A 22,834-nucleotide genomic window follows, 5' to 3' on the forward strand; every position below is an offset into this window, starting at 1 on the left:
GTACTTAAGAATACCTTGATACTAATAATGTCACCCATTAAAAAAACCTCCCGAAGGAGGTTTTTTTAATTTGATTTAGAGACGACTAGGTGCATTGGAAAGTAACTTTTGCAACACCATTTACTAGTAAATTTGAATCAGTTTCTTTCTTAATAATTTTCATACTCTTATTATGTTTCGAACAATAATCTGTGGCGTTTTTAATCGCATAGCTTTCAGCTCCACCTTTTCGGCCAGCAAATGGAGCAGCTTCAACAGCCACCACATAGTTTCCATCACTATCTTGCTTAACATCTGAGTGATAAGTCAAACCTAGCCCCTTCACTTGTGTTTTATCATTACTTACAGCACAACCAGTAAAAACTAAAAGTAATAAAGGCAATAATAACATTTTATTCATATAAAAAATCCCGCTCAAAAGTTAAACAAATTATTTATTGTTTAAACAAAATTAAAAACAAAGCTATATTTAACTATTATAGCAACTGTTTTGACATAAATTAATTATAAATTTTAAATAAATATAGAACATTCCATCTTCTTGGCTTGTATAAAAACAAAACCCCACCAATAACATGTGTGTTGGCAGGGTTTTATACACCGTAATCCGTTCGGCAAAATTCCCCCTAATGAGGGGGCGGATTTGATCAAATTATAATAAAGAACACTTCCTTATTTTGATTCAATATAATTTTTAAGATGATTCGCCATTTCCCATTGAGATCCTAAAAACCTATATAGAGCTTCGGTTTCCTGTTTTGTTGTTCCTTGAATAAACTTTTTATCAAGAGAGACTTCTATAGTCCTTTTAAAAGTCGTTTCACTCTTGGTTTTTTCCAAAAATTCGTATGTAATGCGAGAATAAATCGGAACTGAAGAAAACGTTTCAAGACCAGAAATTACAAACTTCCTATTAGGAATAAATTCATCAACATTCCATTCATTAGTCCAATCATTGATACCAGGAATAGGACTAGAAATAGTTTCTTTAAATTTGGTGTTTTTAGAAATCTGTATGATCTCTGGTGTAATTTTTTGAGTTACACCTTTATTAATATCAGGCCAAATATTTACATTCGTTAGAATATTAAATACTTCGGATACAGGACGATTAATTTCTACGATGGCATAGCCACCAGTCGAATAGTCTAACTCTGTGCTGTTCTCTGGCTGATTGACAAATTTTGTGTTGTCCACTAGTTCAGCATTTACAGAGTTTATTAAAAACATGCCCAACATAACACTAAATAACGCACGTCTCACAAATACAAACCTCTCAATTATATGATCATCTTATATAAAGTATTTTTTACTTTAACTTGAGTTCCAAATTTTTCTCAAAACATAAAAAATGACAGAAAACTAAACACTTCCCTAAAAAAATAGGATAGCTACAAAAAAAAACACCAATATAGTGATTACGTACATTATAGCCAAATAACGATATTAGCTTGATCAAACTAATTGAAACTCATTGTTCTAAAAATAACTTTTTTGAAAGTAATAATTGTATTCTCAATTTTAAAATGTAAAAAAGCCCATCTTGAGATGAGCTTTTAATTAAATCACTTAGGTCTGCACTGCTACAAGCTGAGTACTAAACAGATTAATTGCCACGCCATTTACAAACGTTGATAAAGCAATAATTGAATGTTTTTTTACCATAGGATCCTCCAGCAAACTTAATGAAACAGTTGAATAGTTAGTTAAACAAGACAACAAAAAAGATAAGCAAAAGGCAACTAATCCTAGCACTACAAGTGGAACTGAACCACCTATGCATCCCTCTACAACAACAGACCTAAGTAATCTGTTTTTTTAATTATAACACGAGTTTTGTAAAGCAAATAAAAAAGCCCGCAAAATGCGAGCTTTAAATATGGCGGTTAAATACATAAATCGCCAAGTTATCACAAATATGCCATAACCTGTGCGCACACTCAAGTGGTTTTATTAAAAGTTTCAAAACTAAAGTGTGAATAGCGACATTTAATAAAAGCTAAACCGCATTTTAAATCTTGGCGAACCTGATTAACTGGAATTTCGCAACTTGCTGCAATATCACGTAATGAATTACCTAAAACATGATGTGACCAAACAGATGATATCCACTCCTGTAAAATTTCATCTTCAATTAGCTGGATATCTAAAAATAATCTTTGAATTGCACGTGCTTCATTGCTATCCAGCTCGCAACATGTCCCCTTACGACGTACACATAGCCGATCTTTTAAATTTTCATCATTCATATACATAGCAAGCAACTGCTCTCTTTGCTTCTGTGTAATACGTTTGGTGGGCATCGTTTTTACAATTCGAACCATTGTTTCATTATCGCCATTGATCCATGCCCCTAATTGACGGCACCATTCTTCAAAACTGTATTTTTTCCAATCCGTCGCTTGCATTATCGTTACTGCTGCATTCATATATTCACCCTATTAACCGCCTAATCTCTTCAATCGCTTTGCCACTCTTTACCTGTTCAGTGCTATATCGATATACCTGATAGCCTAATGCCATAGCTGAGTTGTATTTCTCCATATCGGCAATATAACCCTTGCCTCTGGTATGTCTGCCATTGCTCCAAACACCACCTTCTACCTCGATAAGAATTTTTGTATTTAAAATATGAAAATCTGCTCTCCATTTACGTTTTGGGTTGAACTGAAACTCATGTTTAAAAATGATGTTATGTGCCTTGAAATGCTGGATCAGGGTTGCTTCACCCTCACTAATCGCTCTCTCCCCCTTTGATTGGCTACGGCGTTTTGTACTGGTTCGCCGTGGCTGGGGAAACAGTTTTTTGTATTCAGCGATTGAGATACTAGACACTTACGCTGCACCTCGTAGATTTCCAGTGAATCCAACCTGTTTTAAATAGGGTTCCCATTTTTTGGCAGTATTCGGGTTTTCCAATTTTATGGCGATACGTGCTGCCAGTTTTTCGTAGGATTCTCCTGGTTCACCAAACTTGCCTGAAAACTCAGGATGGTGAGCCAGTTTGCTGGCAAAGGTGAAAATCTGTTTTTCAGACAGTGAATTTATTTCTGTGTTTTGCCCTGCTCGTTTTGTGTGGCCAGTTTCCTGATGATTGGCATATTTTGTTCGGTAAGCCTGAATCAGCCAGTCAGCGAAGTAATAATTCATCAGATCATCACAGAGATTCTTTCCAGCATTGTAAATTTCGAAGGCGCGTTTTTCACGTTCTGCCCATCTTGATTTTGTAACAAATTCAAAATCGATACTGTCATCAGCCAAAAACATTTCTTCACGAAGTTTTTTAAAGCAAAGCCAATCTTTTTTATATTTAGATTCTATTGATAGATTCTTTGATAGATTCCGTGTCCCAACGTTGGGACTCTTTGACGGAATTGTTGGGACTCTTTCATGGAATTGTTGGTACTGTTCCATTGTTGGAACTGTTCCACTGTTGGTACTCTTTAAATCAGTATTTTCTGCTTTTAAGGGTGCCATTGTTGGTACTGTTTCACGACCATTTACACCGACCAATTGATAGACTTTGACCTGTCTGGTTTTTCCCTTACGTTCACCAGTATCGATAATGAGCCCATCTTCAATCAGTTCATCTATAATTTTTAGGACTGTTTTACGATCCATTTCGGTATCTTCGACCAGTCTGGTCATACTCGGATAAGCACAATGCTGTTCACAGGCACGATCAGCGAGTGAAAGTAAAACTAATTTTTTAAGTGGTTTTAAAGCCCCACCCTTTTTAACGGGTATTCTGACTTCCCAAGCCCACTTACTGGCATCAAGGCTCATGATCGATCCTCTCTGTATTTGGGTTTTACATAGCCCATGAAAGATTCCACACTATTGGAATTCACCAAACTTGTGATGATTTGCTTTGCGTACCACTGAGTAATTCGAAAACGCCGTGCCATGAGTTGTGAAAATTCTTCTTTAGTCACTGCTGCATTTTTTTCGTCAAAGCCTTTTGAACGAAGATTGAGTTTTTTCTTTTCAAAAATTTCATTCAGAATTTTTAATGCAGGTTCATAATAAGATTGAATACGTTGAATTTCTCTATATTCACGCTGACTTTTAAACTGGCTATTCATTGCGGTCGCTCCGCTACTTATAGATTTATTAAATCTCTGTTAAACTGAATATTTTTTGTCTAATCTTGGTCTCAGCTTCAATTTGTTCGAGATGAGGAATGATTAGGTTCTCATATACGTATTCGCTAGCTCCCTGTCCTGCCCTTTGTAGTTCAGCCAGTTTCATAAGCTGCTCTTTTCTATGCAGTGGCATATGGGTAGTTAGAGAGGCATTCTTTTTAGTGTTTCTTCTGGTCATGGGAGTTCCTATGCAGAAAGAACTTTTCGATCAGCCTTCAACTTGCCTTCTGTTAAGACTTCAAAAGTTGCTTGCGTGCGAGGAGGGATACCATTTTTTTTCCAGAAAAAAATAGTGCAACGAGGCCTATTTAATTTTTTTGATAAATCAGCATCGCTTTTTGCCTTGTAGAAGGCTTTTAAGTCATCAATGTTCACTTTATTACTCTAAACAATAATGTTTATATTAGTAAACTATATGTTTATGACAAAGTCAATATAGGTGTTTATTATTTTAAACAAGATATAGGGTTATAAACTTATGAGTAGCACCGCAGATAGAATTCAGACTCGAATGGCCGAATTGAGCCTAAAACATAAGGATTTAGTTAATACAACTGGGGCTAGTAAAGGTGCTGTCTCTCATTGGTTAAGTGGGGTAAACACACCATCTGGGGAAAGGCTACTTTCACTAGCTAGGCTACTAAAAACAACACCTGATTGGATACTAACTGGTACAGAATTACCAGAAGGCTTTAGACAGATTGAAACATGGGATGACTCAACCCCACTTGATGATGATGAAGTAGAAATACCGTTTTTTAAGGATTTTAGTTTTGCTTGTGGTTCGGGATCTATTGGTGAAGCTATTGCTAATGAGACACGCAAATTGCGCATGTCAAAATCTACACTAAGAAACTTAACAATCACCAAAGAAAATGCTGTGGCCGCAATAGCTTCAGGCGATTCAATGTCACCAACAATCAAAGATGGTGACACAATTCATGTCGATTTAGGACGTAAAAATATTAAAGACGGTAAAATTTTTGCTGTTTGCATTGGTGGATTATTTTATTGTAAACGCTTGTATAACCTACCTTTTGGTGGTGTTCGAATTGTTTCAGATAATTCAGAAGAATTCCCTGAAATTCAATTAACTGCTGAAGAGATCAAAAAACAGGACTTTCATATTATTGGATGGGTTTGGCAAATTTCTACTATGGAAAGATGGTAAAAATTAAATACCCCCCCAACACAATCCTAAAGTCATGTTGGGTGGCTTAAAGAATTTGGGATCCTGCTCTGTCGAGTTTATAGCATTCACTCTTAATTGCGCTGAATTTAGCAAATGCTAAAACAAATCTTGTATACTATTAATTGCTATCTCTAAAGGGCTTTTAAAAACTAATGATTATTGAATTGGTTAAACACTCACCAGATGCGCTAAAGCGCTATATGACTGACATGAATGTGTCAGCGAGTGAACTTGCCAATTTAACTAAAATTTCTATAAATAAAATCAATAAAGCACTGGATGACACCGAGGTATTTAGGTTAAGTCAATTAGAAAATATTTCGAAAGCTTTATTTGTTCCAACAGTTTACTTAACTACTAATGATTTTTTTTATGAGAGAAATACACCAGAGATAATTGAGTTTAGGAATCATCAAGATATCCCTGAAGAAAAATATAAAGAAAATGCTTTAATACAAGAGTTTTGCCAAGTTAGGGATAATTTTATATCAATATTGGATTCTCTAAATGAAGAGCCAAAACCTTTTGATCTAAAGCTTGGTGGTATTGATGCTGAAGAAGATGCCCAATCAATAATTGACTACTTTGGTTTTTATTCTCATAGTAAAAAAACCAAAAATCAGGATGATTATTTTAACTCTTGGAGAGATATTGTAGAGCTAATGGATGTAGTAGTTATTGATAGAGGACGCGAAAAATTCGGCTCAGATGGAATGTGTTTATATTTTGACACTGCTCCTATTATTGCTATTTTCAGCTCTGGACAATCTCAATCTAGAAAACTATTCACTCTAATCCATGAGCTTGTTCATTTAGGCTTGGGAAATAGCGTTTTTGACGGTCGCTTATTGGAATCTAATCACACACTTGAAAGATATTGCGACAAGGTTGCAGGCTATGTATTAGCACCTAAAAATATTGTAAACAACTGCTTTAATGAAAATTTAACTATAGAAGAGAATGTTGTCCTTATTCGGAAAAAAACCAAAGCAAGCAAAGCGGCTATTGCTATACAGTTAAAAATGCTTGGATTGATAAATCAGGATCAACTCACTGATTATTTGGATTATATCAAACCTAAAGAAAGTAGCGGGGGGTTTGGCTCCAAGAAGGAGAATATGGTTTTAAAATATTTTGGCTACAGCTTTGTTGAAAAAGTCATGAGTGCAATGTGGCAAGAACGTATATCATCAAATACTGCAAAAGATATCCTTGGGTTTCACAAAACATCAAAGCCTGCCGCTTTTAAAGAATTACAGCAAAAGGTCTTCTAATAATGATTAAAATTAGCTTAGATACAAATGCTGTACTAGACTTGTGTTATAGAACCTATCCAGAGCAAATATTTTTGGAAATTTGGAGCTCTTTGGAAGCTTGTAAATCAGCAAACCAAATTAAATTTTATATGTGTGAAGCTGTCTTACATGAGATTGAGCAAAAAATTACAGATTATGAATATGATGAATCAGTATTCATTGCTTTTCTTGATCGTTTTTGTGTACACCAAATAAATCCAAATGAACATGGCTCATCAATACTAACCTTAAAACAAGAGTTGTTAAAATATGAGGCATCAAGGAGTTCCCAGCATGTAATGAAAGATAACTACGCTGATCTAGATGTAATTAGTTTAGCATATCATTATGGTGTAGATACATGCGTCATAACCTGTGAACAGCGCACACCTTTTTTCAACTGGGAGAATAAATCTCATACTCGCAACATGAAAATTCCAAATATTTGCGAAAAACTCAATATAGAATGTGGCAATTGGTCTGATTTATTTTTGAAACTTGGATTTGTCTTTTAAATAAGTATAAATTACTAAACAACCCGCCCTACGCGGGTTTTCTTTTGTCTAACAAAAAATAAAAGTTTATAAAAATAAATTTTGTTTATTGAAATAAAAATAAACTATTGACTGTTTTTGTTTCGTTTACTAAACTAAATCTCACGAACAACAAAAAAGCACATCGACTCTCTTACCTTCCGATGTGCTTTTTCACTTACAACAGGTGAATTATGAACGTAACGTTAAATCCAATCAATAGCCTTCGGGTAACACTTGGTACATCCGCAATTGTACTCAGTGCTTTAAGCCTAAGTTACTGTAAAGACCAACCTGTATACAGCTACACCCCTTCTACACTTTCAAAACAAGATCCATTTGTTGTGGGTGTGCAGTCATTAGCTATTCAATCAGACACTGCAGGTATCGCCGTAATCAAACTTGATGATTTCCGAGTTCAGGTTTCATTTGAATATAAAGCCCATCCTGATAACTACGGCGTGGCTGGTTCTGAATTTACTGCTGTAGACATTACAGACCTTTCCATAGATGGAATTAAAGATACTCAAGGAAATGAATTCCGTGATTTCACTGATCACAACGATGTTATCCAGGTCAAGGAGCTTATCCGCGGTTATATCGAAAAAAATCAACTTGTTGAAGCGGAGAATATGTAATGACCGAATTAAATAATGCTCCAGTCAATGAGCAAGAAAATAATTTCACAAAATTGGCAAAAATTAATGTTAACGGACACACAGAAAAGAAAGGTCGATTCACCTATCTTTCATGGACTTTTGCTGTAAGTGAAGCAATGAAAGTTGATCCACTCACTAACTGGGTGTTTAGAGAGCCAACCATATTTTCCGATGGAACAATGATGGTTCACTGTGATGTAACTATGTTTGGTAAAAGTATTTATATGTTCTTGCCTGTTATGAACAACTCAAACAAAGCCATAGTTAAACCAAATGCCTTTGATATTAATAGCGCAATGATGCGTTGTTTAGTTAAAGGGATTGCTGCTCATGGATTGGGTTTATATATCTATGCTGGTGAAGATCTTCCAGAAGAAGAAAAACAATCAATCCCTGCCCAATCTCAAAATCAGAATACAGCCTCCTCTGCCCAAGCCACAAAAACACAAAAACCTAAACGGACACAAGCACAGTTATATAACGATGCCCTAGCTGCAATTAAAGAAGCACCAAATACTGAAATTTTAAATGCTGCAATGAAACGGTTTAAAGGTACTACTTATGAGGCTGGAATCACTAACGCTTGCCGTGCACGTGCAGACATGATGGGTTGGAAACCAAATCCAACTACTACTAAAAATGTCGTTCAACAAAACAATCAAATGCATTCTTAGGATAATTATTATGAAAACTTATATTTGGTCATATGAAGCAAAAACCTGCCACGGCGTTGGATTAATTAAAGGTCGTATTGAGGCAGTAAATGGGTTAGCTGCTAAGGAAGCAGTTAGAGCAAGCAACCTCATGATCGAGTCTGTCCAGGTAAAGCTTTTGCAAAATCAGGACAAAGCTCGCCGTGAGAGATTCCAACCCATGACAGAGTTTGCCGCATGATTAATACTACTATTTTAGGAGAAAAGTTAGATGGCTAAAAAAACACTAGATCAAATGACTCAATCTGAAAAAGAAGATTTACTCACAAGGTTTATAGATGCACCCAATGAGCAAATGTTCCCGCAGGAAGTTGTTGCTTTATTTCTTAATTGTTCGATTCACACATTACAGCGTATGAGATGCCATGATAGTGCTATCCCGTACACTAAAATTGGGCGTACTGTTGCCTACTCAAAAAATGACGTAATTAACTATAGAGACAGCAGAAAGGTTTTAAATACTGCACAGCTATCAAAATCGGCTTAGTCAAATGGATTAAGCCTTCCTTGATACACGGCTTCAATATCATTCATTGCAAGCCGTAATTTTTTTATAGATACCTGTATATAACTTCCAGTGACATCATCCTTAGCACCTGATCTATGATTAAGAAGTCTTTTAATTGTATATTGCCCATAATCAAGATTATTGCAGATCGTCGCAAAAGTTCTGCGTAGATCATGCATAGAAACATAAATGCCAATTTCTTTTTCTACAGCATCAAAAAGACCTTTTGGTGTACGAATATATCCACCCTCATTCCCTTTACCTGCATGCCCTGAAAAGACATAAATACCTTCTTTTAATCTATGTCTCTCTTTAATTATTTCTAAAAGATGGTCCCCCATTGGTAAGATATGATCATCACCATTTTTAGGATCTTTAAAGACAAAAACGCCTTGCTCTAAATCAACATTCTCCCATTTTAGACCTTGAGCTTCCTCTCTTCTGCAACCTGTATACATTGCAAAAATAACCATATCACGTACTGAATTCTTGAAGCTATTCTCATATAAAATACCATCACCTTTATAATTCATGACAGCGTTATAGTAGGTAGTAATCTGGTCTTCTGTTAAATGTCGTGTTCTTGGCTTAATCTTATTCCACCCACGTTTTGCAGGAATAACGTTAACAGGATTATTTTTAATAATTGGGTTTTCATCATTAGAGAAATGGATCTGAGCAAACCTCCATACTGAACCAAACATTTTTAGAGTCAAATTCGCTTGAGATTCGCTATATTCACTTAGTTTCAAAAACTTATCAAAAACCTGATTTTTAGTTATATCAAATATTTTTNTAGTCTTCCAATCAGACAAAAATTTATCCAGACAATGATTGTAGGTTTGGATTGAAAGTTGCTTGAGTTTACGGTGCTTTAAATATAAATCGAATGCTTCATGTACTGTTGGATTGTTATTATCCACTTGATTCTTTTTTTTATACGTACCATTTGAGATTTCAGCGAGAATAGTTTGTGCTTGCTTTTTTGCCTCTGTTACAGTTATCTCATTTGTTTTACCTAATGTCACTCTGTACAGCTTACCCTCGTGTCTTCTTTCAACAATATAGGCTTTACTTTTTGTTGTTGCTCGTACAGCAAAGCCAATGAGATCAGAATCTCGATAGATTACTTGGCCCTGCTCAGTTAATTGAATAGCATCTATATTTGTCTTATTAAATTTCATCTAATTTTCACAAAACAACTTTTAATACGGTTNTTTTAAGCTAGAAAGCCCCACCAGTCTACATATAGTCTACATTTGAATTTAATAGTGTGATTTTAAACCAAATTATCCTATATTTAACAATGGCTTAAAACCACACCACATTCAACAAACCTAGAATCGCCAGTTATAAAACAAATCAATCGCTTTTTCTAAGGATTGACTCGCTTCCAAATAGAGTCGTTTATTCATTTGATAGCGTAAAGTCAATTTATTTACTGGCGTAAATACCCCAACTCCATAACGAATAAACAAGTCAGGAGTAATATAGCCTGTTACACTCACTTGCGTATCTGTACCTGTGCCCTGTGCATCAAGTGCCAATCCACTTAAACCGAATGTTTTACCAAGCTGGTTAGTAAAGGCTCGCGTTCCACCCAAGCCCAAGCTAATCCCTGCAGCTGCAATTGTGTTATTCACATCTGATCTAAAGCCTTCTGCATTACTTAAACTGCTTGAACCATCATTGATGCGTCCAGTGATCAAGGCATTCAATGCCTCTTGTTCTGAAAGCCCAGCATCATTATAGATCTGGATTTGTGGACTTGATGCTGTACCAGTTACACGTACACCAACAGTACTTCCCTGAATGGATTTAGTTGTATCTATGTCAAGGGTTGGATTAGCAAGTGGCCCGTTGAAACGCGCAATAGCACGGTTAAGATCAAGGCTTTGCCCATAGGCTTCAATTGCTACTTTTTGGCTTACACCAATAGCACCATTGGCACGCATAGCCGTTGATGAACCACGTTGTGACAAATACACACGTCCCACAAGTGGTATACGACTATTAAAACCCTGGAAAATAATCTGATCACCAAGTTTGACATCAACATCAGCATTGATATCCCAAGGTTTAGCTGCCTTAAGAATGGCTAACTGATCCTGACCTTCTTTAACAACGCGAACATCAGGAGATACGTTTACAACAGTAGCAGAAGATTCCGGCATGGAAATCAAGGCACGAGGAATATCAGTAGAACCTTTCACTACTAATCGCTTGTTCATTGGCAATGCATCCAGTGTAATATCTGGAGTTACCAATGCAGTGATCAAAGGAGCCTGACGAACAAGCAATCGGTCTCCTTTCAGGTTCAAATGAATTTTCGGATCATTTTTCCAGTCAACATTACCTGTTAACTTAGCAACACCTCGACCACTGTTAAATGCGCCATTTATATCAGCATGATCTTGCTGAATGTTTGAATACAATTGGATATTGTTTAGATTGACTGGCAAAGAAATCATACTGATCGCGCCATCTTTCAAACGTAAACCACCAGTGAACAAAGGTTGAGTTAACGTGCCTCCTATTTTTCCTGCAAGTGACAAGGTACCATCCATCTTCCTTACATCTGCAATGAATGGTTTAAGGACTTTAAGTTGTACCTGATCAAATGCAACCTCACCATGCATAGGCTTGCTATCAGCATATGGATTTATAATCACACTGGCATATCCCGCACCAATGTTAGGAGTTTTTACATCAAAACGAAGTAATAAACCATCACTAACACTTTTAGCAATCAGGCTCAATTCATCATAATTCATCGTTGATGCAGGATCCTGCGGATCAGCAGCAGTCAAACCAATCACACCATCACGGGTAATGAGTTTTGCATCAAGTTTTGGTTTTGCACCCTCTGCCCATGCTGCTTTTGCATAACCATTTAATTTACCAGTCATTGCAAGCCCTTCTGGCATAAAGGCAGCAAAATCATTTAAATCAAGATTTTTAGTGACAAAGGAAACATCACCTTTGGCTTTACTAGCCCGAATAGGTTGGTCAAAACATAACTGACTTTCTTTACTCGCCCAACAATGTGCACCTACATACAATTCAGACTTAGCTGTATTATAGATAACAGGAGCATTTTGCTGTTGTAATAAATGTGCACGAACGGAGTCAAAATCACCTCTCTGGATTTGACCTAACCAGTTATTTTGGGCATTAAAACCACCTGCAAGTTGAACATAAAACTTGGTGTAATAGTTCCAACCTTGTAAATGTAAAATATGCGCTTTCCGTGTACCTCGAATACCTAACTCACCATGCTGGATTTCACGATTACCACTTCTTAGCGTTTCAAATCTGGCAATAAGTTGTGATGGTACTGTTTCCGAGGTTGGTAGCTGACCTTGTATCCGTAAAGTTTTTAAACTGATTGAGTTGATTGCAAGATTATCCGCTGCAATATTGGCACTAGCAGTAATCCGTGGTTGTGACTGGACATTAACTTCACCATAAGCCCTTCCACGTAGCCCAGGATAAAGCTCGTATAATGCTGGTGCATTGAGTTTGATACGTAGGTTTTGTGCATTTCCTGTTGCCTGCAACTGGTTATGTGCATAGCTCAGGAACAGGTTATTTGCTTCAAACTGCTGTGGTAAAAAACCTTTCTGGTTTGAATTTAGAACCAGTGCCAGATTCCCTTTCCCACGTAATGGCTTGTTATTGATCATACCTGCAAGGTTAAGCTGCTCAACCATAACCTTTTTAAGATTTTCAGACCAAGTCCCTTGTGTTCTCACATTACCAGACACTTCTCCGCGTATACTAGACACAAAATATTGCGGCTTAAATCGCACTAAAGAAGCATTAATATCCCAACCAAATCCATCTTTAATATGCAGCATGCCATTTGCTAAAACTTGTCCTGCAACACCTGCATGTTGTAATTCAGCAATTTTAAGAAATTCTGGTGTTCCTGAAACTTTAAACTTCAGCAGTCCACTACCTTGCTGCATTTTTTGCGCATTGAGTGCACCATCATAGTTGACTGCAAAGCTTCTAAATGCTCCACCACTTTTTTCGTCATTAAATAGCAATGCGATTGTACTTTTACCTGTGAGTTTGACCACTTCAGAAGATGACTGATTGGCAATTCGACCACTCAGATCAATTGCACTTAACTGAATAATCTGTTGATTTGGCAAAGCATATCCGTTGGCTTTGATTTGCCCATTTAGCAAATCGACAGGTGCTTCAGCAACAGCAGATTGTGGATTAAAATCTTTTGCATTCAGCAAGGCATTCCACTTTAACTGGCGCTTTTCTGTTGGCAATTCAACAACAGCATTTCCAGACAAAGAGCCTTTATCCGCAGTATAGGTAAATGTTGGTACATGCAGTGTATCCTTAACCAGATCAAGTTTTGCAAGGTACTGCCCAGCAGGTAAAGAGCCTTTTTCATTATGACGAACATTGGTGGTAACCTGAATATCCTGCTTACCTTCAACAAGTGCCAGATTTACATGCCCAGACTCGCTACTTAACCACCCCACATACGGTACAGCACGATCAATGTTTTTCCAGTTTACATCCAACAACATCGGCGCTTCTTTTTTACCTTTTGGCTCTGCCTGATCTAGTTGTAATGCCCAGTTTTCATATTTATCAAAATCCAGATTTGCATTCAAATGCATTCCGTTCTTAAGCTCACCCTTTGATGCAAGATTAGCATCCAGACCAGGTGGTAAAAAATCCTGCACGACCTGAGGAATAACTTTATCTTTAGGGTTTAATCGGTCTAGTCTACCGTTGATATCCCAATAGACATGATCTTTCCAGCTTACAATACCTGCCAGATTTGCAGCCCCTCCCATCAACTGTCCATTCAGGTTGTCAATGTTCAACTGGTTAACTAAATCTGTATGCATTAGTGCTGTATATTGACCTTCTGGAATATTAGTACCACTTATATCTGTATTAATATCCAGATTCAGTTTTTCGATGTTCCCCTGAAACTTGGCTATACCATTTTTAGACAGAAGTTTTTGATCAAGTAACAATGGCCAATGATAATCTTTAAATAGCAACGCACCCTGCATTGGAACATGATCACGTACTGGATGTAACACGGCCCAACCTGTCAATAAATCAGGCGTTGTTGTCGCAACACCAGCGCGCAGTGTATCCAGACTTCCTCTAGCATGCAGGTATATATCATGCACATTTAAACTTTCAAGTGAAGGTAAATTGACAATAGCTTTGGCATTCAAAGGATATTTACCTTCAAATTTCATATTACCGGAAGCATCTTTAACAGCCAGATACCCCATATCCAGACTGGTATTTTTAAAACTTAACTCTGTACCTGACCATAGAGCATCTTCTAGATGCACATCCTTAAATGGCACATTCGTACTGCCATTATGGATTTCCAATACATCTACATCAGCTTTATCTATACGTAAAATAAAGGGAAGTTTTATTGGACTAAACTTAAACGGCTCATGACTTGGTGGTGCTTTGTTAATCACTTTTAAGTTGCGAATATCGGCATGGCTTAAATGTATTTCTTTATTTAAAATAGCACGCCAGCCTAACGATACATCGGCACTATCTATCTTTACATCTACCGAGGTCAAGGTGACCAGAATATTTTTAAGTACAATCCCTTGAAGTAAATTACCTTTTTCATACTCGTAATGAATCATACTTTGACTGGAAGCAACGCGATCAAGCAGAAACTTACTACCTTTATCCGTAGTAATCATTACCACCAGAGCTGAAACAATAAGCACTACCAATAATGCCAATACCAGCAAAGTATTACGTAACCACTTACTTTTCTGTTCTGGTGGAATTGGAGTTAAATCTTGTTGCTCTGTCTCAGCCATGTTTTTCCCGTTCATTCTGTCTATATTAAATTTATAATTGAGAACCAATAAAGAAATGTAATCGTATCGGATGATTTGGATCTGAAATACCAGAAGCAACATCCAGACGAATAGGTCCTATTGGAGATTTCCAGCGAATTCCCAGACCTAGGCTATATTGGGTATCATTTTTAAAGTCCTGATCATATGCATTACCAAAATCACTAAAAATTGCAGCACGCCAGCCCTCTTTAAACTGATAGTTATATTCCATGGAGCCAATTGCTAACCCCTGACCACCCACTTTATAACCGAACTCCATCGGAGACAGGCTCTTATAATCAAAACCACGGATACTTTGGTCACCACCAGCAAAGAAACGTAAGTTATAAGGTACTTTTTCAAAGTCATCGGTAAAGATATAACCTGCACCTGCACGGCCAACAAATTGGTGATCATCATTTTTCCCTAAAGAATAAATAAAGCCCCAGTCTGCATTTACGATTGCCATATTGACATCTGACAACACCGCATCACTGCCCAGTTGCAGTTTATAACTCTGTTTAAAACCTTTAGTCGGATTCAGTCGATTGTTACTATCCGTTTTAGATAATTCCGCACCAATCAATAAAGACTGTTGCTCTGCTTGCGCACCTGGAATTTTAAATGAGTCCGGAATATCTTCCTCATTCACAGCTCCTTTTTGCTTCAAGCGATCCAGACGATAACGAAGCCCATAAGTCTGTTGCCACTGACCACGTGGGTTTTTAATAATCCGGTCAATACCAGCAACAGCAGTTTCGGTGGTCAAGCCCATATCTGGTCCGACACCATCCCGCTCTTCACGCTCATATCCTCCTACCAAAGCGAAATAGTCATTTAGAGGATGTTTATAAGGAATATTATAATGACCTTCTATAGATTGGCGGATTTGTGATAACTCCATGTTCGCATCAAATGAATGACCATGACGGTTGACAATCGAACGGCGGTACTGGGTTCTTAAACGTACGCCTGTATCCGTACCATAACCAATACCCGCTTCAACATTGTTCAGTCGATCAGCATTCAAAGTCACTATCACTGGAATTTTTTGATCTTCACGAGCCTGATCTTTTAAGCGCTCATCTTCAGATTTTTGCTCTTCCTGTTGTGCCTGTAAACGGGATAAATTTGCATTCGTCTCTTTATCTTTTACTCCCGCAAACTGATCCTCATTCACCACATTCTGGGTAACTTCCTTTGAAGATGTTACAGCTTTGGGCTTATAAGCTGAGCCTAAAAGATCAGCTTCTGAAATACCTTCTTCCTCGACCAGTTTTTCAAGATCAGGGGGCAACTCCAAAGGATGTTCTATCGGGTCAGGCTTTATCGCATCTACAAGTGTGTAATTAAAATAACGTGAGTTGGTCAAATTGTTTGCTAAAGAGTTTACTTTCCAGAAAGCATAATCGTCACCGTCTTTCCAAGGCGCTAATTTTTTGAGTACTTCAAGATCGATTGGTAACGGTTTGTTCGGATCACTCATTTTAAACTGTACACCCGCAATTTTATAACGGTTACCAGTTTCATACCTTAAATTAATATTTGCTGTATTTTCTGGCTGAGCGACTTTCACATCATGCAGACGCCAGTATGAATCAAAAAAACCATTATTGGTTGCAGCATCAGATATTCTGGTTTTGGTTTTTTCATATAAACCAGAATTAAAAATATCACCTGTATTTAAATCAGGTAATACTTTAATAACCTGGAATTGCGGTAAGTTTGCGCCAGGACCAGAAAAGTCTAGATTTTGTTCCTTGACTTTAACAGGTTCATTTGGTGTAACTTCAACTTTAACCTCAGCATCATTTAACTTACTAAATTTAAACTGTGCATTATAATAGCCAACCGCTTGAGCTGCCTGACTGGCTAAACTACGCATTTGAGGTAATGCCGAGTTATAGTCAGAAAATGACTCAACTGTAAATGCTGAAAGTTTAGCCTTTATATTGTTTGCCAGTATATCTGGTGCACCTGTTACAGTTGCAGATATTTTAGGTGCAGCTTCATTGGTTGATTTGCGTGGATTAAACCGATCGATAATACGTTGAAAAAAACCAGGTTTCTTTTCTGGTTCACTGGAATGATCCGCAGCGTCCAGATTTGCAAGTGTTCTCCCTGTTTCATTGCGCTCGACTTCAATTTTATTATCAGCTTGAATAGAATGCATTAACTGCTCAACATTTACCGGAGCCTGTGTAAGCTCTGAAACTTCTTGCGATGTCGCATCATTAATGACCTGATCTGCTTTCGCTCCAGCTCCTGCTCCAAATGTATCCGCCTCTTGTTTCGCCTGCTCTGCAACCTTATAGATTTCATCTGCCATAGATTGATCAACTGGCGTAACTGGCAGATTTTCCAAGTCTTCAAACTGGATAGGTTTGAACGCATCATTATTTTGATTTTTTTGTTGCTCTTGTAACATCTGCTGACTATCAACATCAGATTGCTGATCTTTTAAAGCATCTTTGATTTTGTCTTGAGCCAATTGAGTATCAGAAGCCAATGCCGCATCCGAAGTTGCGGCTGTTGTCGTATTTAGAGGGATGGAAGTATTTGAATTGATCGATGGTACATCCTGTGCATACGCAGATGTACTAAATATTCCCAAAAAAATACCCGCACATAACAATTTATTCATATCATTTGTGCTAAAAAATACATGCAAGCACTCGGCAAGCATCGATTTCTTGAATTTGACTTGTACTGGCATCTCAAACTCTAAATAGGATTATTTCTATAAATATTGGAACATACGTGTAATATTATCCCAAAACACATTTTAATCTATTGGATTTTTCATGCAATTCAATGATAAAACTAACACAAAGATGATGCATTGTACTGTTACAAATTCGTCATGTTTTTAATATAACTTACAGAAGCTCAAAACCAATGGAAAAAACTGAACATATTTTAGGCACTAGACGATTCTTACCTATGTTTTTAACCCAGTTTTTTGGGGCATTAAACGACAACGTCTATAAGCAAGCCTTGTTGTTAGTCATAACCTATGGATGGATACAACAACAATCCGCCTCTGTGAGTACCTTAAATAATCTCGCAGCCTTATTATTCATTCTACCCTACTTTATCTTCTCCGCGACGGCCGGACAGATTGCAGATAAATACGAACGATCATTTTTAGTACGCATGATCAAAATATTAGAAATCATCATTATGTTGATTGCAACAGCTGGATTTATGTTAGGTCACTTATGGTTATTACTGATAGCACTATTTTTAATGGGAACTCATAGCACTTTCTTTGGCCCAATTAAATATGCCATTTTACCTGACATCTTAAAACCAAATGAGTTGATGTCAGGCAATGCACTTTTTCAATCAGGAACTTCAATTGCAATTTTAATCGGGATGATTCTGGGTGGCGCAGTGATTTCCTTATCTCAGGGTAATATGATCTGGATCAGTCTGACAGTGTTATCAATTGCTGCCATTGGTTATATCTGTAGTCGCTTCATTTTAAAGCAACAGGTTTCAACAACAGATCTCGAAATAGACTGGAACTTTTTTAGAACCAGTTTTCAAACCTTAAAATACGCAAAAAGCCTCCCCCTGATTTTTCTTGTTTTGCTTGGAAACTCATGGTACTGGTTTTATGGCGCGACCTATTTGACCCAAATTCCGCAACTCACACAACAATACCTACATGCTGGTGAAAATGTGGTAAGTCTACTCCTGACATTATTCTCGGTAGGTATTGGCATTGGTTCTCTACTCTGCCGCAAAATTGGTGGTTCTGAGGTTAATATCAAAATGGTGCCAATCGGTGCAATTGGGCTTACTGTATTTGCATTTTATCTTGCAGGTAGTATGGCTTTCCTGCCTGAACGTACAGGTGACTTGCTCGGTGTATCAGATATGTTTAGTTCTGGTGCAGTATATTATCATGTCATGCTTGCTGTAACATTATTAGGTATTAGCGGTGGCTTTTATATCGTACCACTTTATGCCATGATGCAAGCCTATGCACCACGTTCGCACCGTGCGCGTGTTGTCGCTGCAAATAATATTATTAATGCTATATTTATGGTGGCTTCTGCAATTTTCTCTATTATAATTTTAAGTGTTTTGAAAATTGACATGAAAATACTATTTTGTATCACAGCTGTTTTAAGTGCTATTTTTACAACGTGGTTGCTCATCCGTCTTAAGCCAAAAGTTGCCACGACTCAAATCTCTCTGGAGGATTAACTATGCGTCAATATACAAGCATAGACAAACTCATCAATTCTTTTGACCAAGCCTTACGTAGCTTGGTGCCGGGGGCCACATCTGCACATCGTGAAAATCCTGGTAAGGATGAAGAATCACAACTCGGTGTCAGTGAAGCACGTCATGTTGCAGGACTCATGCGTGTCAATCATAGCGGTGAAGTTTGTGCTCAGGCCCTTTATCATGGGCAAGCTTTAACAGCGAAACTCCCAAATGTACGCCGTGAAATGGAATTTGCTGCGATTGAAGAACAAGATCACCTTGCATGGTGTGAAGATCGTTTAAAAGAACTCAATAGCATTCCGAGTCTGCTTAATCCTGTCTGGTACGGACTTTCCTTTGGCATGGGTGCTTTAGCAGGTATTGCTGGTGATAAATATAGCTTGGGATTTGTTGCAGAAACTGAGCGTCAGGTCAGTTTACATTTACAACATCATATTTCTCAGCTTCCTCCACAGGATGAACGTTCCCGTAAAATCCTGATGCAAATGGATGAGGATGAGTTACATCATCGTGATACAGCATTAAAAGCTGGCGGTGTGGATTTGCCTTTACCTGTTCGTATTACCATGACTGCCATTTCAAAATTAATGACGAAAACAAGTTATTATATTTGAAATAATTTTGCCCACTTAAGGTGGGCTTTAATTATTGCCTAATAAATAATATTTCATTTCTCTGATTTCACCATAAAGATAAATATTATTGTCAGAAAAAGAATCACTGAAGTTATTCTTAAATTGGTGATAAGACCATAATAATCAATAATGATCCCTCCTAAAAATGCGCCTAGACCTATACCTATATTGAATACTGAAACATACAAGGCACTCACTGTTTCCAAATCTTTTGATGCATATACCATCATCCATGTCATTAATGAAACTGATACTCCTCCATAAACAAATCCCCATATTAATAAAGATATAGACAACCCCACAAAATAGTGATCCCAAGAATTTGAAAATAAAATCATGGAAAAAGCCAAACCTAAGATGATAACGATCAAGGTTATTTTCAATTTTTTTGATGAAGCCAATCCAAGGATAAAATTACCTAAAATGCCAAATACTCCATAAAAAAATAATGCGACTCCTATATAATGAGTGGGTAACTGATGAAGGCTTTGTAATACAGGACGTACAAAGGTAAAAGCCATAAAATGACCAGATACTAAAAATAATATGATCAATAAACCCACAATAATTTTTTTATTTGACAGTTGTTCTATAAACTTTTTTACCGTTGCAGTATTTTTTGCAGGTAATGAGGGTATGAAAAAGTAACTAAAGATCAATAATATAATTAAAAATAATGCCATGATATAAAATGAGTCTCTCCATCCCAATAGATTACCGATAAATATGCTAAACGGGACACCAAGAACAGAAGCAGCAGATATTCCTCCGAAAATGATTGATGTTGCTAATCCAACAGCCACAGGACTGACCAAACGCGTTGCCAAGCCACCAGCTATAGCCCATATTCCACCGATACAAAATCCAACGACTCCCCTCGAAAGCAACAACCAGGTCATATTTAAAGATACCGCTGCCATAAAATTGGCAAGGATCAGCAAAACAATTAAAAATAAGATTAAGAATCTTCTATTTATTTCTCTTGAAAATAGAACTACAACGGGAGCAAATACAGCGGCAATAATTGCAGGAATAGACATCAATCCTCCCATTTCACCAGTAGAGGAATCAAAACTCTCTGCTATTTGAGTTAAGAGACCTATTGGTAGCATCTCTGTTGTCACATTTGCAAATGTTAATAATCCAATCAATAAAACTGCAATCCACTGATTTTTCTGATGAACTTTAGAATCATTTGAAATTGTGGGAACTATATTTGTCATTTTGACCTCAATTTTTTCGAATTCATTTAAATGTTTTGAATTGTTTTTTGACTATATAGAGATCAAATTTAAAGATAAACTCACATAAAAGAGCATCATTAGGGAATAAAAGTGTCTAATAAAGATCATTATTTACTAGATAATCTATTCGATATTCGTATTTTTATTTGTATTGTTGAGAACTCAAGCTTTACTCTTGCAGCACAAAAATTAGGTATATCACGTTCTGCAGCAGGCAAATCCCTTTCTAAATTAGAAAATCAACTCAATACGCGTTTACTTTATCGGACTACTCGACAAGTCAGCCTTACTGATGAAGGTCAATTGTTTTATCAACATTCTTTAAAAATTTTAAATGAAATCGAAAATGCAGAAAGTGCCTTAAATAAAACAAAGCAATATCCTAGAGGTAAATTGAAAATCAGTATGCCAGTTGCATTTGGCCGATTACATGTTTTACCCATTTTGCAAAAATACTTAATACAATGGCCTGAAGTACAAGCAGAATTATATTTTTCAGATGAATATTGTGATCTTGTAAAAGATGGTATTGATTTAGCGATCAGAATTGGAGGAAATGATGACAGTCGACTTGTCAGACGAGTTTTAGCTCCACATCGGTTATTAACATGCGCATCTCCTGAATATTTAAGAAAACATGGAACTCCTCAAAAAATAGAGGATCTAAATACCCATCATTTATTAGGTTATTCTCATCAAGGTATGATTCTACCTTGGCGTTTCAAAACAAATAATGAAAGTTATGAATACAAGGTAAGAGGACAACTATCATCCAGTAATACAGAAGCGATAAAAGATGCTTCCATTTCAGGTTTAGGAATATGCCATCTCGGAGCTTTTTTGGTTGGAAAAAATATTGCTAATGGGTCACTTATACCTGTTTTAAAAGAATTTCACCATCCCGAACCCTCAATATGTGCAATTTATCCTTCTAGACATTACTTAGCTCCCAAAGTAAAACTCTTTTTGGAGTTAATTCAACAAACCTGGCAAAATAAGGCAATTTGGGATATTTAAAGTTACTTTTAATAGTTTTATCCGAGTCCAGATGAAATTCTACAAAAGACTAATGCAATTATTTCATTTTCCCCAAAAACCTCAATCCTACCCCTGACTCTGTCAAAATGTACTTCGGATGAATTGCATCATCATTAAGTTTGGCCCTTAACTTTGCCACCAATATCCTTAAATAATGTGTATCTTCCTGATGAGTAGGTCCCCACAACTCTTTTAAAATCTGTGGCTGAGTAATCAATTGACCACTGTGCTGCGCCAGTATATTTAATAACTGATACTCTTTTCGTGTTAGAGAAATCAACTCATTTTCCAGAAAAACCTGACGCTGTGCAAAATCTATCTTCAAATAGCCATCATCAAAAATCACAGATTCAGTCTGAACTGGCATATTCCGTAGCATCACTCGAATACGGGCCATTAGCTCTTGAACACTAAAAGGCTTGGTCACATAGTCATTCGCACCAGCATCCAGTAATTTAACTTTTTCCAGTTCATCCGAGCGAACTGACAGAACAATAACAGGCACCTGTGACCATGAACGTAATTCATGCAAGACCTCAACCCCGTCCAGATCAGGTAACCCCAAATCCAGAATCACCAGATCAGCACCTTGTAAAGCAAGTAATTCCAGCCCTTTTTGACCTGTTTCCGCCATCAAGGTTTTATAACCTTGCGCACGAAGCGCGATATCTAAAAATTTACGTATCTGGGTTTCATCATCAATAATCAACACATTGATCATGGCACTGGAAGAACTTTGAATATCTAGCATAAATGATTCACC

At 37.0% G+C, this 22,834-nt stretch carries 23 protein-coding genes; 10 read left to right on the forward strand and 13 right to left on the reverse strand.

Features of this window, described 5'->3' with window-relative positions; genetic code table 11:
* Positions 1 to 85: 85 nt before the first annotated feature.
* The 8 genes from KPC_RS02450 to KPC_RS02485 all read right to left on the reverse strand — a co-directional run bounded on the left by KPC_RS02450 (position 86) and on the right by KPC_RS02485 (position 4,520).
* Complete coding sequence (locus tag KPC_RS02450) at positions 86 to 400, reverse strand: hypothetical protein (protein ID WP_121972848.1); 315 nt, start codon at positions 398 to 400, stop codon at positions 86 to 88.
* 272 nt (positions 401 to 672) lie between these two features.
* Positions 673 to 1,263, reverse strand: a complete 591-nt coding sequence (locus KPC_RS02455; RefSeq protein WP_121972849.1) for an SRPBCC family protein — start codon at positions 1,261 to 1,263, stop codon at positions 673 to 675.
* 677 nt (positions 1,264 to 1,940) lie between these two features.
* Positions 1,941 to 2,429, reverse strand: coding sequence for a hypothetical protein (locus KPC_RS02460; RefSeq protein ID WP_121972850.1), 489 nt, complete (start codon positions 2,427 to 2,429; stop codon positions 1,941 to 1,943).
* Between the two features lie 4 nt (positions 2,430 to 2,433).
* Complete coding sequence (locus tag KPC_RS02465) at positions 2,434 to 2,835, reverse strand: DUF559 domain-containing protein (RefSeq protein WP_121972851.1); 402 nt, start codon at positions 2,833 to 2,835, stop codon at positions 2,434 to 2,436.
* Positions 2,836 to 3,786: a helix-turn-helix domain-containing protein gene (locus KPC_RS02470; RefSeq protein ID WP_121972852.1), complete on the reverse strand. Its 951-nt coding sequence runs from the start codon at positions 3,784 to 3,786 to the stop codon at positions 2,836 to 2,838.
* Positions 3,783 to 4,085, reverse strand: coding sequence for a hypothetical protein (locus KPC_RS02475; protein WP_121972853.1), 303 nt, complete (start codon positions 4,083 to 4,085; stop codon positions 3,783 to 3,785). The genes KPC_RS02470 and KPC_RS02475 overlap by 4 nt, the downstream gene beginning before the upstream one ends.
* A 28-nt stretch (positions 4,086 to 4,113) precedes the next feature.
* The gene (locus KPC_RS02480; RefSeq protein WP_228212129.1) at positions 4,114 to 4,323 is read right to left on the reverse strand and encodes a hypothetical protein; all 210 of its coding nucleotides are present in this window, start codon (positions 4,321 to 4,323) and stop codon (positions 4,114 to 4,116) included.
* Between the two features lie 8 nt (positions 4,324 to 4,331).
* The gene (locus KPC_RS02485) at positions 4,332 to 4,520 is read right to left on the reverse strand and encodes a hypothetical protein (protein WP_121972854.1); all 189 of its coding nucleotides are present in this window, start codon (positions 4,518 to 4,520) and stop codon (positions 4,332 to 4,334) included.
* A gap of 103 nt (positions 4,521 to 4,623) precedes the next feature.
* Here KPC_RS02485 and KPC_RS02490 point away from each other — a divergent pair, with 103 nt between their 5' ends.
* From KPC_RS02490 to KPC_RS02520, 7 genes are all read left to right on the forward strand, one after another.
* Positions 4,624 to 5,316 (forward strand): S24 family peptidase, encoded by a 693-nt coding sequence (locus tag KPC_RS02490; protein WP_121972855.1) that lies wholly within the window; start codon positions 4,624 to 4,626, stop codon positions 5,314 to 5,316.
* Between the two features lie 173 nt (positions 5,317 to 5,489).
* A complete protein-coding gene (locus tag KPC_RS02495) occupies positions 5,490 to 6,611 on the forward strand; it encodes an ImmA/IrrE family metallo-endopeptidase (RefSeq protein WP_121972856.1) in 1,122 nt (373 codons plus the stop codon).
* Positions 6,612 to 6,613: 2 nt separating this feature from the next.
* Complete coding sequence (locus KPC_RS02500; protein WP_121972857.1) at positions 6,614 to 7,147, forward strand: DUF4411 family protein; 534 nt, start codon at positions 6,614 to 6,616, stop codon at positions 7,145 to 7,147.
* Positions 7,148 to 7,359: 212 nt separating this feature from the next.
* Positions 7,360 to 7,803 (forward strand): hypothetical protein, encoded by a 444-nt coding sequence (locus KPC_RS02505; RefSeq protein ID WP_121972858.1) that lies wholly within the window; start codon positions 7,360 to 7,362, stop codon positions 7,801 to 7,803.
* Positions 7,803 to 8,498, forward strand: coding sequence for a Sak single strand annealing protein (locus tag KPC_RS02510; protein ID WP_121972859.1), 696 nt, complete (start codon positions 7,803 to 7,805; stop codon positions 8,496 to 8,498). Before KPC_RS02505 ends, KPC_RS02510 begins: the two co-directional genes overlap by 1 nt.
* Before the next feature lie 10 nt (positions 8,499 to 8,508).
* Entirely contained in the window at positions 8,509 to 8,718 is a 210-nt protein-coding gene (locus KPC_RS02515) for a hypothetical protein (protein WP_121972860.1), read from the forward strand.
* Positions 8,719 to 8,748: 30 nt separating this feature from the next.
* Positions 8,749 to 9,024 carry a helix-turn-helix domain-containing protein gene (locus KPC_RS02520; RefSeq protein WP_121972861.1) on the forward strand — a complete coding sequence of 92 codons (276 nt, stop codon included), beginning with the start codon at positions 8,749 to 8,751 and terminating at the stop codon, positions 9,022 to 9,024.
* Here KPC_RS02520 and KPC_RS02525 read toward each other — a convergent pair.
* The 3 genes from KPC_RS02525 to KPC_RS02535 all read right to left on the reverse strand — a co-directional run bounded on the left by KPC_RS02525 (position 9,021) and on the right by KPC_RS02535 (position 17,628).
* A complete protein-coding gene (locus tag KPC_RS02525; RefSeq protein WP_121972862.1) occupies positions 9,021 to 10,229 on the reverse strand; it encodes a tyrosine-type recombinase/integrase in 1,209 nt (402 codons plus the stop codon). The genes KPC_RS02520 and KPC_RS02525 overlap by 4 nt on opposite strands.
* A gap of 153 nt (positions 10,230 to 10,382) precedes the next feature.
* Entirely contained in the window at positions 10,383 to 14,891 is a 4,509-nt protein-coding gene (locus KPC_RS02530; protein WP_121972863.1) for a translocation/assembly module TamB domain-containing protein, read from the reverse strand.
* Positions 14,892 to 14,922: 31 nt separating this feature from the next.
* Complete coding sequence (locus tag KPC_RS02535; protein WP_121972864.1) at positions 14,923 to 17,628, reverse strand: autotransporter assembly complex protein TamA; 2,706 nt, start codon at positions 17,626 to 17,628, stop codon at positions 14,923 to 14,925.
* A gap of 182 nt (positions 17,629 to 17,810) precedes the next feature.
* Between KPC_RS02535 and KPC_RS02540 the strand changes: the two genes are divergently transcribed.
* Together KPC_RS02540 and coq7 are read left to right on the forward strand one after the other, a co-directional pair.
* Entirely contained in the window at positions 17,811 to 19,130 is a 1,320-nt protein-coding gene (locus KPC_RS02540; protein WP_121972865.1) for an MFS transporter, read from the forward strand.
* Between the two features lie 2 nt (positions 19,131 to 19,132).
* A complete protein-coding gene (gene coq7 / locus KPC_RS02545) occupies positions 19,133 to 19,768 on the forward strand; it encodes a 2-polyprenyl-3-methyl-6-methoxy-1,4-benzoquinone monooxygenase (RefSeq protein ID WP_121972866.1) in 636 nt (211 codons plus the stop codon).
* A gap of 53 nt (positions 19,769 to 19,821) precedes the next feature.
* Here coq7 and KPC_RS02550 read toward each other — a convergent pair whose 3' ends face one another.
* Positions 19,822 to 21,012 carry an MFS transporter gene (locus tag KPC_RS02550; protein WP_121972867.1) on the reverse strand — a complete coding sequence of 397 codons (1,191 nt, stop codon included), beginning with the start codon at positions 21,010 to 21,012 and terminating at the stop codon, positions 19,822 to 19,824.
* 111 nt (positions 21,013 to 21,123) lie between these two features.
* Here KPC_RS02550 and KPC_RS02555 point away from each other — a divergent pair, with 111 nt between their 5' ends.
* On the forward strand, positions 21,124 to 22,050 hold the full coding sequence (locus KPC_RS02555; protein ID WP_121972868.1) for a LysR family transcriptional regulator: 927 nt from the start codon (positions 21,124 to 21,126) through the stop codon (positions 22,048 to 22,050).
* A 58-nt stretch (positions 22,051 to 22,108) separates the two neighbouring features.
* On the opposite strand, the gene KPC_RS02560 is transcribed toward KPC_RS02555, so the two are convergent.
* A complete protein-coding gene (locus KPC_RS02560; protein WP_228212131.1) occupies positions 22,109 to 22,792 on the reverse strand; it encodes a response regulator in 684 nt (227 codons plus the stop codon).
* Positions 22,793 to 22,834: the final 42 nt, after the last annotated feature.

Source organism: Acinetobacter stercoris, assembly GCF_900323515.1.
In the GTDB taxonomy this organism is placed as follows: Bacteria; Pseudomonadota; Gammaproteobacteria; order Pseudomonadales; family Moraxellaceae; genus Acinetobacter; species Acinetobacter stercoris.

Excerpts from the sequence above, each read along its gene's own strand:
- KPC_RS02450 (WP_121972848.1), bottom strand. The coding sequence starts at position 400 with ATGAATAAAATGTTATTATTGCCTTTATTACTTTTAGTTTTTACTGGT.
- KPC_RS02460 (WP_121972850.1), bottom strand. The coding sequence starts at position 2,429 with ATGAATGCAGCAGTAACGATAATGCAAGCGACGGATTGGAAAAAATAC.
- KPC_RS02470 (WP_121972852.1), bottom strand. The coding sequence starts at position 3,786 with ATGAGCCTTGATGCCAGTAAGTGGGCTTGGGAAGTCAGAATACCCGTT.
- KPC_RS02475 (WP_121972853.1), bottom strand. The coding sequence starts at position 4,085 with ATGAATAGCCAGTTTAAAAGTCAGCGTGAATATAGAGAAATTCAACGT.
- KPC_RS02480 (WP_228212129.1), bottom strand. The coding sequence starts at position 4,323 with ATGACCAGAAGAAACACTAAAAAGAATGCCTCTCTAACTACCCATATG.
- KPC_RS02490 (WP_121972855.1), top strand. The coding sequence starts at position 4,624 with ATGAGTAGCACCGCAGATAGAATTCAGACTCGAATGGCCGAATTGAGC.
- KPC_RS02495 (WP_121972856.1), top strand. The coding sequence starts at position 5,490 with ATGATTATTGAATTGGTTAAACACTCACCAGATGCGCTAAAGCGCTAT.
- KPC_RS02500 (WP_121972857.1), top strand. The coding sequence starts at position 6,614 with ATGATTAAAATTAGCTTAGATACAAATGCTGTACTAGACTTGTGTTAT.
- KPC_RS02505 (WP_121972858.1), top strand. The coding sequence starts at position 7,360 with ATGAACGTAACGTTAAATCCAATCAATAGCCTTCGGGTAACACTTGGT.
- KPC_RS02510 (WP_121972859.1), top strand. The coding sequence starts at position 7,803 with ATGACCGAATTAAATAATGCTCCAGTCAATGAGCAAGAAAATAATTTC.
- KPC_RS02515 (WP_121972860.1), top strand. The coding sequence starts at position 8,509 with ATGAAAACTTATATTTGGTCATATGAAGCAAAAACCTGCCACGGCGTT.
- KPC_RS02520 (WP_121972861.1), top strand. The coding sequence starts at position 8,749 with ATGGCTAAAAAAACACTAGATCAAATGACTCAATCTGAAAAAGAAGAT.
- KPC_RS02530 (WP_121972863.1), bottom strand. The coding sequence starts at position 14,891 with ATGGCTGAGACAGAGCAACAAGATTTAACTCCAATTCCACCAGAACAG.
- KPC_RS02535 (WP_121972864.1), bottom strand. The coding sequence starts at position 17,628 with ATGCCAGTACAAGTCAAATTCAAGAAATCGATGCTTGCCGAGTGCTTG.
- KPC_RS02540 (WP_121972865.1), top strand. The coding sequence starts at position 17,811 with ATGGAAAAAACTGAACATATTTTAGGCACTAGACGATTCTTACCTATG.
- coq7 (WP_121972866.1), top strand. The coding sequence starts at position 19,133 with ATGCGTCAATATACAAGCATAGACAAACTCATCAATTCTTTTGACCAA.
- KPC_RS02550 (WP_121972867.1), bottom strand. The coding sequence starts at position 21,012 with ATGACAAATATAGTTCCCACAATTTCAAATGATTCTAAAGTTCATCAG.
- KPC_RS02560 (WP_228212131.1), bottom strand. The coding sequence starts at position 22,792 with ATGATCAATGTGTTGATTATTGATGATGAAACCCAGATACGTAAATTT.